This is a genomic window from Variovorax trehalosi, from assembly GCF_051216415.1.
In the GTDB taxonomy this organism is placed as follows: domain Bacteria; phylum Pseudomonadota; class Gammaproteobacteria; order Burkholderiales; family Burkholderiaceae_C; genus Variovorax.
This window is the reverse complement of the sequence record NZ_JBPJZG010000009.1, coordinates 31,726-45,604: the sequence shown is the minus strand read 5'-3', so window position 1 is coordinate 45,604 and position 13,879 is coordinate 31,726. Positions and strand designations below refer to the sequence as shown.

General features: G+C 66.8%; 13 protein-coding genes. 7 read left to right on the top strand and 6 right to left on the bottom strand.

Annotated elements, in window-relative coordinates:
• Nucleotides 1-173 precede the first annotated feature (173 nt).
• Genes ACSFA7_RS28095 through ACSFA7_RS28080 form a run of 4 tightly spaced genes read left to right on the top strand, consistent with a single transcriptional unit; the run spans nt 174 to nt 4,447 of the window.
• Nucleotides 174-1,247 carry an ABC transporter ATP-binding protein gene (locus tag ACSFA7_RS28095; protein ID WP_435502392.1) on the top strand — a complete coding sequence of 358 codons (1,074 nt, stop codon included), beginning with the start codon at nt 174-176 and terminating at the stop codon, nt 1,245-1,247.
• 42 nt (nt 1,248-1,289) lie between these two features.
• Nucleotides 1,290-2,618, top strand: coding sequence for an ABC transporter substrate-binding protein (locus tag ACSFA7_RS28090; protein ID WP_435502391.1), 1,329 nt, complete (start codon nt 1,290-1,292; stop codon nt 2,616-2,618).
• Nucleotides 2,619-2,652: 34 nt separating this feature from the next.
• Nucleotides 2,653-3,561, top strand: coding sequence for a carbohydrate ABC transporter permease (locus tag ACSFA7_RS28085; protein WP_435502390.1), 909 nt, complete (start codon nt 2,653-2,655; stop codon nt 3,559-3,561).
• A gap of 10 nt (nt 3,562-3,571) precedes the next feature.
• Nucleotides 3,572-4,447, top strand: a complete 876-nt coding sequence (locus ACSFA7_RS28080) for a carbohydrate ABC transporter permease (protein ID WP_435502389.1) — start codon at nt 3,572-3,574, stop codon at nt 4,445-4,447.
• Between the two features lie 16 nt (nt 4,448-4,463).
• Here the strand turns inward: ACSFA7_RS28080 and ACSFA7_RS28075 are convergent, their stop codons facing one another.
• From ACSFA7_RS28075 to glyQ, 5 genes are read right to left on the bottom strand one after another with little or no spacing between them, the layout of a single operon-like run.
• Nucleotides 4,464-5,438 carry a M48 family metallopeptidase gene (locus ACSFA7_RS28075; protein WP_435502388.1) on the bottom strand — a complete coding sequence of 325 codons (975 nt, stop codon included), beginning with the start codon at nt 5,436-5,438 and terminating at the stop codon, nt 4,464-4,466.
• Between the two features lie 19 nt (nt 5,439-5,457).
• Nucleotides 5,458-6,192 carry a lysophospholipid acyltransferase family protein gene (locus ACSFA7_RS28070; RefSeq protein ID WP_435502387.1) on the bottom strand — a complete coding sequence of 245 codons (735 nt, stop codon included), beginning with the start codon at nt 6,190-6,192 and terminating at the stop codon, nt 5,458-5,460.
• On the bottom strand, nt 6,192-6,770 hold the full coding sequence (gene gmhB / locus ACSFA7_RS28065) for a D-glycero-beta-D-manno-heptose 1,7-bisphosphate 7-phosphatase (RefSeq protein ID WP_280811264.1): 579 nt from the start codon (nt 6,768-6,770) through the stop codon (nt 6,192-6,194). Before gmhB ends, ACSFA7_RS28070 begins: the two co-directional genes overlap by 1 nt.
• A 34-nt stretch (nt 6,771-6,804) precedes the next feature.
• The gene (gene glyS / locus ACSFA7_RS28060; RefSeq protein WP_435502386.1) at nt 6,805-8,940 is read right to left on the bottom strand and encodes a glycine--tRNA ligase subunit beta; all 2,136 of its coding nucleotides are present in this window, start codon (nt 8,938-8,940) and stop codon (nt 6,805-6,807) included.
• 15 nt (nt 8,941-8,955) lie between these two features.
• Nucleotides 8,956-9,864 (bottom strand): glycine--tRNA ligase subunit alpha, encoded by a 909-nt coding sequence (glyQ, locus tag ACSFA7_RS28055; protein ID WP_056577308.1) that lies wholly within the window; start codon nt 9,862-9,864, stop codon nt 8,956-8,958.
• Nucleotides 9,865-10,081: 217 nt separating this feature from the next.
• On the opposite strand from glyQ, the gene ACSFA7_RS28050 reads away from it, so the two are divergent.
• The 3 genes from ACSFA7_RS28050 to ACSFA7_RS28040 are packed head-to-tail and all read left to right on the top strand — an operon-like array spanning nt 10,082 to nt 12,716.
• Nucleotides 10,082-11,050, top strand: coding sequence for a diacylglycerol/lipid kinase family protein (locus ACSFA7_RS28050; RefSeq protein WP_435502385.1), 969 nt, complete (start codon nt 10,082-10,084; stop codon nt 11,048-11,050).
• Nucleotides 11,047-11,874 (top strand): metallophosphoesterase family protein, encoded by an 828-nt coding sequence (locus ACSFA7_RS28045; protein ID WP_435502384.1) that lies wholly within the window; start codon nt 11,047-11,049, stop codon nt 11,872-11,874. The genes ACSFA7_RS28050 and ACSFA7_RS28045 overlap by 4 nt, the downstream gene beginning before the upstream one ends.
• 11 nt (nt 11,875-11,885) lie before the next feature.
• Nucleotides 11,886-12,716 (top strand): phosphatase PAP2 family protein, encoded by an 831-nt coding sequence (locus ACSFA7_RS28040; protein ID WP_435502383.1) that lies wholly within the window; start codon nt 11,886-11,888, stop codon nt 12,714-12,716.
• A gap of 7 nt (nt 12,717-12,723) precedes the next feature.
• On the opposite strand, the gene ACSFA7_RS28035 is transcribed toward ACSFA7_RS28040, so the two are convergent.
• Nucleotides 12,724-13,794, bottom strand: a complete 1,071-nt coding sequence (locus tag ACSFA7_RS28035) for an asparaginase (RefSeq protein ID WP_206175797.1) — start codon at nt 13,792-13,794, stop codon at nt 12,724-12,726.
• Nucleotides 13,795-13,879 lie beyond the last annotated feature (85 nt).

Here is a 13,879-nt window from a genome sequence, read left to right as displayed (position 1 = left end):
AGCGGAAAAGTGGAGCACGGTTATCGGGTCATCATACAAGTCAACCGGGATTTTCTCGTACCGGTTTGCCCTGATACCGGTTTCAAAAACGAGTACCGATACTGCGCGGGCTGCGATGCGGAGGTCTCCGTGTTGCTTGGCTTTCCTTCCCGCGATTTGTCAGGACTCCTTGCATGGCCAGTGTCACGATTCAGGCGGTCAAGAAGCGATTCGGCGAAGTCGCCATCCTTCACGGGGTGGACATCGACATTGCCGACGGTTCATTCACGGTGCTCGTGGGCCCTTCGGGCTGCGGCAAGTCGACATTGCTGCGCATGATCGCGGGGCTGGAGGAAATCCACGGCGGCGAGATCCGCATCGGCGAACGCCGCGTGAACGACCTGCCGCCCAAGGAGCGGGACATCGCGATGGTGTTCCAGAACTACGCGCTCTATCCGCACATGACGGTGCGCGACAACATGGCCTTCGCCCTCTCGCTCGCGAAGATGGACAAGGCCACCATCGACAGCAAGGTGCAGCGCGCGGCCGAAATCCTAGCGCTCAAGCCACTGCTCGAACGCTATCCGCGCCAGCTCTCCGGCGGCCAGCGCCAGCGCGTGGCGATGGGGCGCGCGATCGTGCGCGATCCGCAGGTGTTTCTCTTCGACGAACCGCTGTCCAACCTCGACGCCAAGCTGCGCGTGGCGATGCGCAGCGAGATCAAGGAGCTGCACCAGCGCCTGAAGACCACCTCTATCTACGTCACCCACGACCAGATCGAAGCCATGACCATGGGCGACAAGATCGTGGTGATGCGCGACGGCCGCATCGAGCAGACCGGCAGCCCGCTGGACCTGTACGACCACCCGGCCAACCAGTTCGTCGCGGGCTTCATCGGCTCGCCGGCCATGAACTTTTTGCCCGGCACGCTGCGGCGCGCGGGCGGTGCGGCGCATGTCGAACTGCCCGACGGCACGCGGCTCGACGCGCCCATTCACGCAGGCGGCACCGACGGCCAGCCCGTGGTGTACGGCACGCGCCCCGAGCACCTGACGCTCGGCGACAGCGGCGGCATTCCGTCGCGCGTGGTGGTGATGGAGCCGACCGGCATGGACACCTTCGTCGCGTGCCGCCATGAAGGCGCCGAACTCTCGGCCGTGTTCCGCGAGCGCTACGACTTCGCGCCCGGCAGCACGATCCATCTCTTGCCCGATCTCGCGCGCGCCCATTTGTTCGATGCCGAAAGCGGCCTGCGCCTGGTCGCCTGATTTTTGGTTCACACCGGTCCGTTTACAACGAAGGAGACAGCCATGAGTGATTTCAATCGCCGCAAGTTTCTCGAGAGTTCGGCCGGCGTTGCCGCTGCCGCGACTGTCGGCACGGGCAGCGCCCTGTTCGCACCGTTCGCGCAGGCGCAGAACCTGACGTTCAAGCCCGAGAAGGGCGCCAAGCTGCGCGTGCTGCGGTGGAGTCGCTTCGTGCAGGGCGATATCGATGCCTACATGGCCAACGTCAAGAAATTCACCGAGGCCACGGGCGTCGAAGTGCGCGTGGACAACGAAGGCTGGGAAGACGTGCGCCCGAAGGCCGCGGTGGCCGCCAACACCGGCGCGGGCCCCGACATCATTTTGTCGACCAACGACGACGCCAATCTCTATCCCGACAAGCTGCTCGACGTGACGGACCTCGCCGAATACCTCGGCAAGAAATACGGCGGCTGGTATCCGGCCGGCGAAGCCTTCATGCGCCCCGACGGCAAGAAGTGGCTGGGCCTGCCGCTGGGCGCCTCGGGCTCGCTCATCGTGTACCGCGAGAGCATGGTCAAGGCCGCGGGCTTCGCGACCTTCCCCAAGACCACCGACGACTTCCTCAAGCTCTACAAGGCGCTGAAGGAAAAGGGCACGCCCGGTGGCATGGCGCTGGGCAACGCAACGGGCGACAGCACCTGGTGCAACTGGCTCATCTGGTCGCACGGCGGCAAGCTGGTCGACAAGACGAACAAGGTGGTCATCGACAGCCCCGAGACGCTGAAGGCGCTGGAGTACGGCAAGGAGCTCTACGCCAACTTCATTCCGGGCACGCTCTCTTGGCTGGACCCGAACAACAACAAGGCTTTTCTCGACGGGCAGATCAGCGTCACCAACAACGGCATCTCGGTCTACTATGCGGCCAAGAATTCGGCCGACCCGAAGGTCAAGGAAATGGCCGCGGACATCAACCACGCGGTGTTCCCCATCGGCCCGGTCGGCGTGCCGACGGAGTCGCACCTGTTCTTCAACCAGATGGTCATGAAGTACACGAAATTCCCGCAGGCGGCCAAGGAGTTCCTGCGCTTCATGATGGAGAAGGAGCAGTTCGACCCATGGCTGCAGGGCGGCGGCGGCTACGTGGCGCAGCCCCTGCGCTTCTACGAGAACAGCGCGATCTGGACCTCGGACCCGAAGAACATGCCGTACCGCGACTCGGTGAAGAACCTGCGCCCGGCCGGCTACGACGGCAAGCTGGGCTACGCCTCGGCCGGCGCGGCGGCGGACTTCATCATTCCGAACATGGTGGCCGAAGCCGCGAGCGGATCGAAGACGCCGAAGGAAGCCGCCGAGCGCGCGCAGAAGCGTGCCGAGCGCTACTACAAGGTCTGATCTTCTTTTCAACTCCACCTGAAGCAGCCCGCCCATGACGCTCCTCGCCCGGTTCCAGAACAGCCGCAACGCACTTGGCCTGGCGTTCATGTTTCCGGCGGCGGTGCTGCTGCTCCTGTTCCTGACCTACCCGCTCGGCCTGGGCACCTACCTCGGCTTCACCGACGCCAAGGTGGGCCGCGCAGGCCAGTGGATCGGCCTGGAGAACTACGAGTACCTGTGGGGCGATGCCGTGACCCGGCTCGCCCTCTTCAACACGCTCTTCTACACGGCAGTGGCGAGCGTGCTGAAGTTCTTGCTCGGGCTGTGGCTCGCGATCTTGCTGAACCGGAACATCCGCTTCAAGACTTTTTTCCGCGCAGTGATCCTGCTGCCGTACATCGTGCCCACTGCGCTCTCGGCCATCGCGTTCTGGTGGATCTACGACTCGCAGTTCTCCATCATCAGCTGGGCGCTGGTGAAGATGGGTCTCATCGACCAGTACATCGATTTTCTCGGTTCCGAGTGGAACGCGCGCATCGCGGTGATCATCGCCAACGTGTGGCGCGGCGTTCCCTTCGTGGCGATCACGCTGCTGGCCGGGCTGCAGACGATCTCGCCCTCTTACTACGAAGCCTCCGCCATCGACGGCGCGACGCCGTGGCAGCAGTTCCGCCATGTGACGATGCCGCTGCTCACGCCGATCATCGCGGTGGTCATGACCTTCTCGGTGCTGTTCACCTTCACCGACTTCCAGCTGATCTACGTCATCACCCGCGGCGGCCCGCTGAACGCGACGCACCTGATGGCCACGCTGTCGTTCCAGCGCGCCATTTCGGGCGGTGCGCTCGGCGAAGGCGCGGCCATTGCGATCGCGATGGTGCCGTTCCTGCTGGCGTGCGTGATGTTCAGCTTCTTCGGCCTGCAGCGGCGCGCGTGGCAGCAGGGCGGTTCGGACAAATGAGGAACTTCCAATGAGCAATGCCGGCCAGGTCGACACCGTCGGCATGAGCTACCTCGACACGATCCCGCGCAAGGCGGTGACCGTGTACCTGCCGCTCGTGGTTTTCTTGATCGTGCTGCTGTTCCCGTTCTACTGGATGGCCATCACCTCGGTGAAGCCCGATGCCGAGCTGCTCTCGCGCGAAGGCAATCCGTTCTGGGTGATCAACCCGACGCTCTCGCACTTCTACAAGCTGCTGTTCGAGACCTCGTACCCGCAGTGGCTGTGGAACACGGTGCTGGTGTCGGTGGTATCGACCTTCGTGTCGCTCGCGGCCTCGGTGTTCGCGGCGTATGCCATCGAGCGGCTGCGCTTCAAGGGATCGAAGCACGTCGGGCTGTCGATCTTTCTCGCGTACATGGTGCCGCCGTCGATTTTGTTCATTCCGCTCGCGAACGTGGTGTTCAACCTCGGCCTGTTCGACACACGCTGGGCGCTGATCCTCACCTACCCGACCTTCCTCATTCCCTTCTGCACCTGGCTCCTGATGGGCTACTTCCGCTCGATCCCGGCCGAGCTCGAAGAATGCGCGCTCATCGATGGCGCAAGCCGCTGGCAGATCCTCGTGAAGATCGTGCTGCCGCTTGCGGTGCCCGGGCTCATCTCGGCGGGCATCTTCGCGTTCACGCTGTCGTGGAACGAATTCATCTACGCGCTCACCTTCATCTCGTCGTCGGAGATGAAGACGCTGCCGGTCGGCGTGGTGACCGAGCTGGTGCAGGGCGATGTGTACCAGTGGGGGCCTCTCATGGCCGGCGCGCTGCTGGGCTCGCTGCCGGTGGCGTTCATCTACTCGTTCTTCGTCGAGTACTACGTTTCGGGGATGACCGGGTCGGTCAAGGAATAACGCGCAGCGGCGCTGGTCAGTTCCAGCGTGGGACGGCTTCGTCCTTGAGCTGCTGGCGCAGCACGTCGTAGTCGGGCACCACGCTCTCCACGGTTTCCCAGAAGCGGTGCGAGTGGTCCATTACGCGCAGGTGGGCCAGCTCGTGCGCCACCACGTAGTCGATCACCGGCAGGCGGAAATGAATGAGCCGCCAGTTCAGCCGGAGCGATCCATCCGCGCTCGCGCTGCCCCATCGCGTGGCCGCGTTCGACAGCGACAGCTTCTGCCAGCGCACGCCGAGCAGCGGCGCGAAATGATCGAGCCGCTCGATGAAGAGCTTGCGCGCCTGCCGCATGAGCCAGGCTTGCGCGGCATCGCGTATCTGCGAGGGCTCGGCGTTCTGCGCGACGGCCAGCCGCAGGATGCGCGGACCGCCTGCAACCTCGGCCTCGTCGAGCGTGCCGCCGACGCTGGCAAAGCCGTGCTTCGGATCGAGCCGGATCACGACCGGCTCGCCCATGAACGGAAATCCGGCACCATCCTTCCACTCGATGCGCGTGGCTTCGACGCGCGCGTGGCGCTGCTGCGTTTCCTGCAACTTGCGCAGGATCCAGTCGGCCTTTTCGCGCACCGCGGCATCGACGTCGCGCAGCGCGACCCAGCGCGGCGCGCGCACAGACAACCCGTCGGCGCCCACGAGAAAACCGATGGTCTTGCGCTTGCCGCGCTTGAATTCGTAGGCCACGCGTGCCGAGCCCAGCACAAGCTCGCGCGTGGCCTGCGGATGGATGAAGCTCGCGAGCGTCAGCGTGTCGCGCAGCGGGATCGCTGGCAGTGCCGGACCGGTGTTCTTGACCTCTTCGGGCAATGGCGGGGCGAAGGGCAACGGTGTCGCGACGGGCGGCGCAGCCTTGCGGACCTTCTTCGGGCGCGGCGCGGGCGGCTCGGGCTGTGCGAACTCGCTGCCCAGCCCCTCGAACAGGTCCATCGTGAACTGCAGCAGCCCCTGCATCTGGCGTCCCCTGTTTCTTCTAGCGGTACGCCTCGGGGTCGAGCCGGTGCATCTCCGCTTCGATCCAGGCTTCGACTTCGCGCATCAGCTCGTCGGGCTTGCGACCCACGCTGGAAATCGCCGGCCCGATCGACACGTCGACCACACCCGGCCGCTTGATGAACGCCTTGCGCGGCCAGACCTTGGCCGAGGTGACGGCAATCGGAATCACCGGCACGCCGGTCTCGCAGGCCAGGCGCGTGCCGCCGCTCTTGTAGGTGCCCTTCTGGCCGCGCGGGATGCGCGTGCCTTCGGGGAACATGATGATCCAGATGCCTTGCGCGAGCAGCTTGCGGCCCTGGTTCACCACCTTGTTGAAAGCCTGCGCACGCTGGCTGCGGTCGATGTGGATCATGTCCAGCCGCGCCATCGCCCAGCCGAAGAAGGGCACGTAGATCAGTTCCTTCTTGAACACGTAGGCCAGTGGATGCGGCATCAGCGTGGGCATGAGGAAGGTCTCGAGCGTGGACTGGTGCTTGACCAGCAGCACCGCGCCGGCGAGCTGGTCGGTCGGCAGGTTCTCCATGCCGGTCACGCGGGTCTTGATGCCCAGCAGCACGCGCGCGCCGCCGATGGCCCAGCTGAGCCATTGCTCGGCCATCCAGTAGAGCGGAATGCCGCGCTTCCAGATCGAACTGACGCACATGATGATGCCCCACGGCACCACGGTGACAAGCATCCAGAGTGCGTGGAGAACGGAACGGATGAACGCCATCAGACAGCTACCTGCAGTGCAGCCCGCGCTTCACGCGCGAGCAGGAAGTCGACAAAGGCGGCGAGGTTCTCGTGAACCATCGTGTTCGCCGGATATTCGGGGGGCAGTGGATCGACGCCGATGCAGGCCGCGCCCATGCCCGTGAGCAGGAGGTGCGGCTCGCAACCGGCCGCCGCGCCCGCCTGCAGGTCGCGCAAGCTGTCGCCCGCGGTCGGCACGCCCTTGAGATCGATGCCGTAGCGGTCGCCGATCTGCAGGAACAGGCCCGGTTTGGGCTTGCGGCATTCGCAGTCTTCGTCGGGGCTGTGCGGGCAATAGAACACCGCATCGACCTTGCCGCCCACGGCCGCGAGCATCTTGTGCATCTTGGCGTGCATGGCGTTGAGCGAGGCCATGTCGAAGAGACCCCGGCCCAAGCCCGACTGGTTCGACGCGACCACCACGTGCCAGCCCGCATGGTTGAGCCGTGCCACGGCCTCCAGCGCACCGGGCAGCGGCGTCCACTCGATGTCGCTCTTGACGAAGTCTTCGCGGTGCACGTTGATCGTGCCGTTGCGGTCGAGGATGACGAGTTTCATGGCAGTGCCACCGGTGGGGGAGTCGTCGAGGTGATCAGACCGCCAGCCGCTCGAGCTGCGCCACGCGGTTCATCGCGGCGTGCAGCGACATCAGGAGGCCCAGCCGGTTGAGCCGCAGATCGGCCTGCTCGGCATTGACCATCACGCCGTCGAAGAACGCATCGACCGGCTCGCGCAGCGCGGCCAGCGTCTGCAGGGAAGCGGTGTAGTCGCCGGCTTCGAACTGCGCGTTGGCCGCGGGCACAACCTGCGCCATCGCGGCGTGCAGCGCCTTCTCGGCGGGCTCCTTCAGCAGCAACTCGCTGACATGCGCGTCGGCCTCGGGCGCCTTCTTCAGGATGTTGCCGATGCGCTTGTTGGCAGCGGCCAGCGCGGCGGCGGCGGGCAGTGCGGCGAAGGCGCGCACGGCGGCCAGCAGCTTGGGCACTTCGCCCAGGCGCTGCGGCAGCGGGGCCAGCACGGCGTCGACTTCCTGCGCGCTCGCGCCCTGCTCGCGCAGGCTGCCGGCGAGGCGATCGAGGATGAAATCGCGCAGCTCGACCGTGGCCTTGCCACTGTCGAAACCGGCGATGTCCTTGAACTGCGCGGCGGCGTCCTGCAGCAAGGCATCGAGCCCCAGCGCGAGGTCTTTCTCGATCAGCATGCGGATCACGCCCAGCGCATGGCGGCGCAGCGCGAACGGGTCGCGGTCGCCGGTGGGCAGGTTGCCGATGCCGAACATGCCGACCAGCGTTTCGAGCTTGTCGGCCAGCGCGACCACGAGGCCGACGTTGTTGCGCGGCAGCTCGTCGCCGGCGAAGCGCGGCTTGTAGTGGTCTTCGATGGCATCGGCCACTGCGGCATCGAGCCCGTCGTGCAGCGCGTAGTAGCGGCCCATCGTGCCTTGCAGCTCGGGGAACTCGCCGACCATGTCGGTCACGAGGTCGGCCTTGGCCAGTTGGGCCGCCTGCGTGGCCTGTGCGGCGACCTTCGCATCGCCCAGTTTCTCGGCAATGCCGCGCGCGATGTGCATCACGCGCTGCACGCGTTCGCCCTGCGTGCCGAGCTTGTTGTGATAGACCACCTTGCCCAGCGACTCGACGCGCGAGGCCAGCGACTTCTTGCGGTCCTGGTCGAAGAAGAACTTGGCATCGGCCAGGCGCGGGCGCACCACGCGCTCATTGCCTTCGATGACCGCGCTCGCGTCGTCGGGGCTGATGTTGCTCACCACCAGGAACTTGTTGGTGAGCTTGCTGGATGCGTCGAGCAGCGGAAAGTACTTCTGGTTGGCCTTCATCGTGAGGATGAGGCACTCCTGCGGCACTTCGAGGAACTCGCGCTCGAAGCTGCAGACCAGCACGTTGGGGCGCTCGACCAGCGCGGTCACTTCGTCGAGCAGCGCATCGTCGTGGATCGGCACCGAGCCGCCGCCGACCTTGACCGCGGCCGCCGCAAGCTGGCGCGCGATTTCGGCGCGGCGCGCCTCGAAGCTCGCGATGACCGCACCCTCGTCCTGCAGTTGCAGCGCGTAGCTGTTCGCATCGCGCAGTACGACCGGATCGACCGCCGCCTCGAAGCGGTGGCCGTGCGTTTCGCGGCCGGCCTGGAGGCCCAGCGCCTCGATGGGCACCACGGTGTCGCCATGCAGCGCCACGAGGCCGTGCGCGGGGCGCACGAAGCTCACGCTGCTCCAGCCCGGCAGCTCGCAGCCGCTTTCGAGCTGGTAGCTCATCACCTTCGGAATCGGCAGCTTGGCAATGGCTTCGGCCAGCGCTTTCTGCAGACCCTCGGCCAACGTCGCGCCCTTGGCGGTGCTTTCGTAGAAGAGCGCTTCGGCCTTGCCGTCCATCGCGCGCTTCAAGCCCGGCACGGCCGAGGCGTCGGCGCCGAGCGCGCCCAGGCGCTTGAGCAGCGCAGGCGTCGGCTGGCCCGAGGCATCGAGCCCCACGGCCACGGGCATGAGCTTTTGCGACACGGCCTTGTCGGCGGCGCCCTCGGCCACGTGCGTGAGGTGCGCGGCCAGCCGGCGCGGCGAGGCGTAGGCGGTGAGCACCGAGCCGGCTTCGGCGAGGCCTTGGGCCACGAGCTGGTCGCGCAGCACGCCCGCGAAGGCGTCGCCAAGCTTCTTCAGCGCCTTGGGCGGCAGTTCTTCGACAAACAGTTCAACCAGCAGGGAGTTCTTGTTGTTCATGGGGGTCGTCATCGCTCAGGCGGCTTTCTTCGGGGGCATCTGCGCAACCCATTCGCGCGGCGCCATCGGGAAGCCCAGGCGCTCGCGGCTGTCGTAGTAGCTCTGCGCCACGCTGCGCGCGAGGTTGCGGATGCGGCCGATGTAGGCCGCGCGCTCGGTCACGCTGATCGCGCCACGCGCGTCGAGCAGGTTGAAGCTGTGCGCGGCCTTCAGCACCTGCTCGTAGGCCGGCAGCGCGAGCTGTTCGGTCATGAGGTGCTTGGCCTGCTTCTCGTGCGCGTTGAAGGCGGTGAAGAGGAACTCGGCGTCGCTGTGCTCGAAGTTGTAGGTCGACTGCTCGACCTCGTTCTGCTTGTAGACGTCGCCGTAGCTCAGGCCATCGGTCCAGGTCAGGTTGTAGACGTTGTCCACGCCCTGCAGATACATGGCCAGGCGTTCAAGCCCGTAGGTGATCTCGCCGGTGATCGGCTTGCAGTCGATGCCGCCGACCTGCTGGAAGTAGGTGAACTGGGTCACCTCCATGCCGTTGAGCCAGACTTCCCAGCCCAGGCCCCAGGCGCCGAGCGTGGGGTTCTCCCAGTCGTCTTCGACGAAGCGGATGTCGTTCTTCTTCAGGTCGAAGCCCAGGGCTTCCAGCGAACCGAGGTAGAGCTCCAGGATGTTGCTGGGCGCCGGCTTGAGCACGACCTGGTACTGGTAGTAGTGCTGCAGGCGGTTGGGGTTCTCGCCGTAGCGACCGTCCTTGGGGCGGCGGCTGGGCTGCACGTAGGCGGCCTTCCAGGGCTCGGGGCCGAGGGCCCGCAGGAAGGTGGCGGTGTGCGAGGTGCCCGCGCCCACCTCCATGTCGTACGGTTGCAGCAGCGCGCAGCCCTTGTCGGCCCAGTACGACTGCAGTTTGAGAATGATTTGCTGGAAGGTCAACATGAAGCTGGCCGGCGCAGGCCGGACATTGGACGGACGGTAGCGCGGCGATGCGCCGCGAAAGGGGCCGATTTTACGGGCGGAGGGCAACTCTCCCACAGCCGGCCGGGATGCCGGCTGCTCCCGCCGACCGGCCGGACGTGCGACAACCACCGGCCGGCCGCACGCGGCAGCCCTCCACACGGCCCTTCCGGGCCTGTCTTTTCCCACCCCCACAGACATGCAACCGCCCCACATCGGTCCGAACGCCCCGTTTTTCATCGTGCTCAATGCCGGCTCCGGCAGCGAGAGCGCCGTCGAGGCCCGCCGGGTCATCGAGGAAGGCTTTGCCGCGGCCGGCCGCAAGCACCGCATCTTCCTGGTCGACGGCCCGGGCCGGGTGCAGGCATTGGCGCGCGAAGCCGTCGAACGCGCCCGCGCCGCGGGCGGCGTGGTGGTGGCCGCGGGCGGCGACGGCACCATCAACGCGGTGGCGCAGGCCACGCTCGGCAGCGGCTGCGCCTTCGGCGTGCTGCCGCAGGGCACCTTCAACTACTTCAGCCGCACCCACGGCATTCCGCGCGACACGGCCGAAGCGATGCAGGTGCTGCTGACCGAGCAGCCGCGGGCCGTGCAGGTGGGGCTGGTCAACGACCGGGTGTTTCTGGTGAACGCCAGCATGGGCCTGTACGCCGAATTGCTGGAAGAGCGCGAGACCTACAAGGCACGCTACGGCCGCAGCCGCTGGATCGCCTTCTTCGCGGGCCTCTTGACGGTGATGCGCGGCCGCCACCGGCACTGGAACCTGCGCATGGCCTGGCGCGGGCAGGAAAAGGACATCCGCACGCCGACCCTCTTCGTGGGCAACAACCCGCTGCAGCTGCTGCAGGTCGGCATCGAGCATGCCGATGCGCCCGAGCAGGGGCAGCTCGCGGCCATCGCGCTCAAGCCGGTCGGGGTGCTGGCCATGCCCGAGCTGCTGGTGCGCGGCGCGATGGGCCGGCTCGGACGCGCCGACCAGGTGCTGAGCTTTCCCTTCGAATCGATGACGGTGAAAGCCGGTCGCCTGCGCGCGCCGCGCCGCGTGAAGGTGGCGACCGACGGCGAGATCGCCTGGGCCGACATGCCGCTGCTGTTCCGCGTATCGCCCGAGCCGCTGTGGCTGGTGCGGCCCGACGTCGCGCCCGAACTGGAGGCGGCCAAGCAATGACCCCCTGCCTGCTGCAGATCTCCGATCCGCATTTCGGCACCGAGCAGCCCGAGGTGCTGCAGGCGCTCGAGCGCTTTGCCGACGCGCTGGCGCCGCAGGTGGTGGTGATGTCGGGCGACATCACGCAGCGCGCCACGCGTGTGCAGTTCGCTGCGGCGCGCGCTTTCGTCGACCGGCTCGCGGCGCCCGCGAAGCTCGTCGTTCCGGGCAACCACGACATTCCGCTGTTCCAGCTCGCCGCACGCTGCTTCTCGCCCTACGGCCGGTACAGGGAAGCCTTCGGCGACGACCTGGAGCCGGTGTTCGAGTCCGACGAATGGCTGGTCGTCACCGTGAACACGACGCGCTGGTACCGGCACTCCGATGGCGCGGTGTCGCCCGCGCAGGTCGAGCGGGTGGCCGCGCGCCTCGCGGCATCGTCGCCCTCGCAACTGCGCGTGGTGGTGACGCACCAGCCGGTGATGGTCACGCGGCAGGAGGACATGTCGAACCGCCTGCATGGGCGCGAGCGGGCCGTGGCGCGCTGGTCCGAAGCGGGCGTCGACCTGATCCTGGGCGGCCACATCCACCTGCCCTATGTACGCTCGTTGCACGATGCCTTCTCGGGCTGCAGGCGCACCGCGTTCGCCGTGCAGGCGGGCACGGCGGTGTCGCATCGCGTGCGCGCCGGCTTTCCGAATTCGGTGAACGTGGTGCGCCTGGACATGGCCGGCGACGCGCGCGCCTGCCGCGTCGAACGCTGGGACTACGCGGCAGCTGGCAAAGCCTTCGAGTGCGCCAAAGTATTCCCGCTTTCGCTTGCCAGCGGCACGGCGCTCCCTTAGGGTGCGGCCGCATGTCGTTGGAAGCTTCCTCTCTCACTCCCCCTCTTGTTCTCCTCGCCCAGCAACTCGGCGCCCATGCGCTCGGCTGGTTTTTCTCTGTCTGGACCGCGTCGGTGCTCGGCGCCGGCGCCGTCTGCTGGACGCTGCAGCGCCGCCATTTCAAGGCCCGCGATGCACAGGAGCCCAGCGAACCGCGCATCGCGCTCGGGCTCGCGGCGGGTTTCCTGTTGATCCTTGCGGCCGCGAGCGTGTTCGCCTGGATCGCCTCGAACCTCTCCGACGGCCATTCCATGGGCCGAGCCGACCAGGCGCTGGCCGATGCCATCGGCACCCACGTGCCGTGGGCAGCGCTCGTCGCCTTCAGCTGGCTCACCCACCTGGGCGACTTCGCCTTTCTCGCGCTGGTGTGCCTGATGGTCGCCGCGGTGCTGTGGCGCCATGCGCACCGGGGCCTCGCGCTCGGCTGGGTGATGGCGCTCGGCGGCATCGTGCTGCTGAACCCCGCGCTCAAGCACATCTTCGAGCGGGCGCGGCCGCTGCACGACCACGGGCTGGCGTTCGAGACGAGCTACAGCTTCCCGAGCGGACACAGCGCGGGCGCGATCGTGAGCTACGGAATGCTGCTGTACCTGGTGTTGCGCACGCTGCCGGCGCGCTGGCATGTGCCGGCGGCCATGGCGGCCGTGGGCGCCATCCTGACCATCGCGTGCAGCCGCATCTTTCTGCAGGTGCACTTTGCGAGCGATGTGGCGGCCGGCCTCCTGACCGGCTTCGCCTGGCTGCTCGTGTGCGTGAGCAGCCTGGAATACGCGCGGCACCGCAAGCGTCGCACCGCGCGCTGACCCGGGATCAGTATTCCCAGAAGATGCGCTGGAGTTCCTTGGTGTTGTTGGTCTTGGTGAGAGCCACCATCGCCAGGATGCGCGCCTTCTGCGGGCGCAGGTCGTGCGCCACCACCCAGTCGTACTTGTCGTCGGGCTGCTCGGCGTTGCGGATCACGAAGCCGTCGGGCACGCGCGAGCTGCGGATCACGATCACGCCGTCGGTGCGCGCCTTCTGCAGGTTCGGAACGATGCGGTCGGCCACCGAGCCATTGCCCGTGCCACCGTGGATGAGCGCCTTGGCGCCGCTCCTGGCGATCGCGTCGATGGCCACCGACGACACGCCTTCGTAACCCATCGCGATTTCGACCGGCGGCAGCGCATTGATGCTGTCGATGTCGAATTCGGAGTTCATGGTGTGGCGCTTGACCGGCGCGCGGAACCAGTAGTTCTTGCCCTCGACGATCATGCCCAGCGGCCCCCACTGGCTGGAGAACGCGCTGGTCTTGATGTTGACGTTCTTGCTCACGTCGCGGCCGCTGTCGATGTTGTCGCCCATCGTCACCAGCACGCCCTTGCCCACGGCGTCCTTGCTGCCCGCCACGTTGACCGCGTCGTACAGGTTGAGCGCGCCGTCGGCCGAGAGGGCCGTGCCGGGCCGCATCGAACCGACCACGACGATCGGCTTGTTGGTGTGTACCGTCAGGGTCAGGAAGTAGGCGGTTTCTTCCAGCGTGTCGGTGCCGTGGGTGATCACGATGCCGTCGACGTCCGACTGCTTGGACAGCGCCGAGACGCGCTTGGCCAGCGTCAGCAGGTTGTCGTTGGTGAGGCTTTCCGATGCGACCTGGAACACCTGTTCGCCGCGCACGTTGGCGACCTTGGCAAGTTCGGGGAGGCCGGCGATGAGTTTCTCGACGCCGACCTTGGCGGCCGCGTAGGTGGCGCTGTTGACGGCCGAGGCGCCGGCGCCGGCGATGGTGCCGCCGGTGGCGAGGATCACCACATTCGGCAGCGCCTGCTGGGCCTGCGCGATGGCGCTGGCGGCAAGCAGGGCGGCGCCCGCGGCGAAGGCCCGGAAACGGGGGGAAAGGTACATGGAAGACTCCTTGGTCTGAGGTGAATTTCTGGAAGCGGCGAGGAAGATACATGAACCGTGCCCGCATGCGCTGCATCGCCATGCC

Bases quoted from the DNA above. Each gene is read 5' to 3' on its own strand.
- ACSFA7_RS28095 (WP_435502392.1), top strand. From the start codon at position 174: ATGGCCAGTGTCACGATTCAGGCGGTCAAGAAGCGATTCGGCGAAGTC.
- ACSFA7_RS28090 (WP_435502391.1), top strand. From the start codon at position 1,290: ATGAGTGATTTCAATCGCCGCAAGTTTCTCGAGAGTTCGGCCGGCGTT.
- ACSFA7_RS28085 (WP_435502390.1), top strand. From the start codon at position 2,653: ATGACGCTCCTCGCCCGGTTCCAGAACAGCCGCAACGCACTTGGCCTG.
- ACSFA7_RS28080 (WP_435502389.1), top strand. From the start codon at position 3,572: ATGAGCAATGCCGGCCAGGTCGACACCGTCGGCATGAGCTACCTCGAC.
- ACSFA7_RS28075 (WP_435502388.1), bottom strand. From the start codon at position 5,438: ATGCAGGGGCTGCTGCAGTTCACGATGGACCTGTTCGAGGGGCTGGGC.
- ACSFA7_RS28070 (WP_435502387.1), bottom strand. From the start codon at position 6,192: ATGGCGTTCATCCGTTCCGTTCTCCACGCACTCTGGATGCTTGTCACC.
- gmhB (WP_280811264.1), bottom strand. From the start codon at position 6,770: ATGAAACTCGTCATCCTCGACCGCAACGGCACGATCAACGTGCACCGC.
- glyS (WP_435502386.1), bottom strand. From the start codon at position 8,940: ATGAACAACAAGAACTCCCTGCTGGTTGAACTGTTTGTCGAAGAACTG.
- glyQ (WP_056577308.1), bottom strand. From the start codon at position 9,864: ATGTTGACCTTCCAGCAAATCATTCTCAAACTGCAGTCGTACTGGGCC.
- ACSFA7_RS28050 (WP_435502385.1), top strand. From the start codon at position 10,082: ATGCAACCGCCCCACATCGGTCCGAACGCCCCGTTTTTCATCGTGCTC.
- ACSFA7_RS28045 (WP_435502384.1), top strand. From the start codon at position 11,047: ATGACCCCCTGCCTGCTGCAGATCTCCGATCCGCATTTCGGCACCGAG.
- ACSFA7_RS28040 (WP_435502383.1), top strand. From the start codon at position 11,886: ATGTCGTTGGAAGCTTCCTCTCTCACTCCCCCTCTTGTTCTCCTCGCC.
- ACSFA7_RS28035 (WP_206175797.1), bottom strand. From the start codon at position 13,794: ATGTACCTTTCCCCCCGTTTCCGGGCCTTCGCCGCGGGCGCCGCCCTG.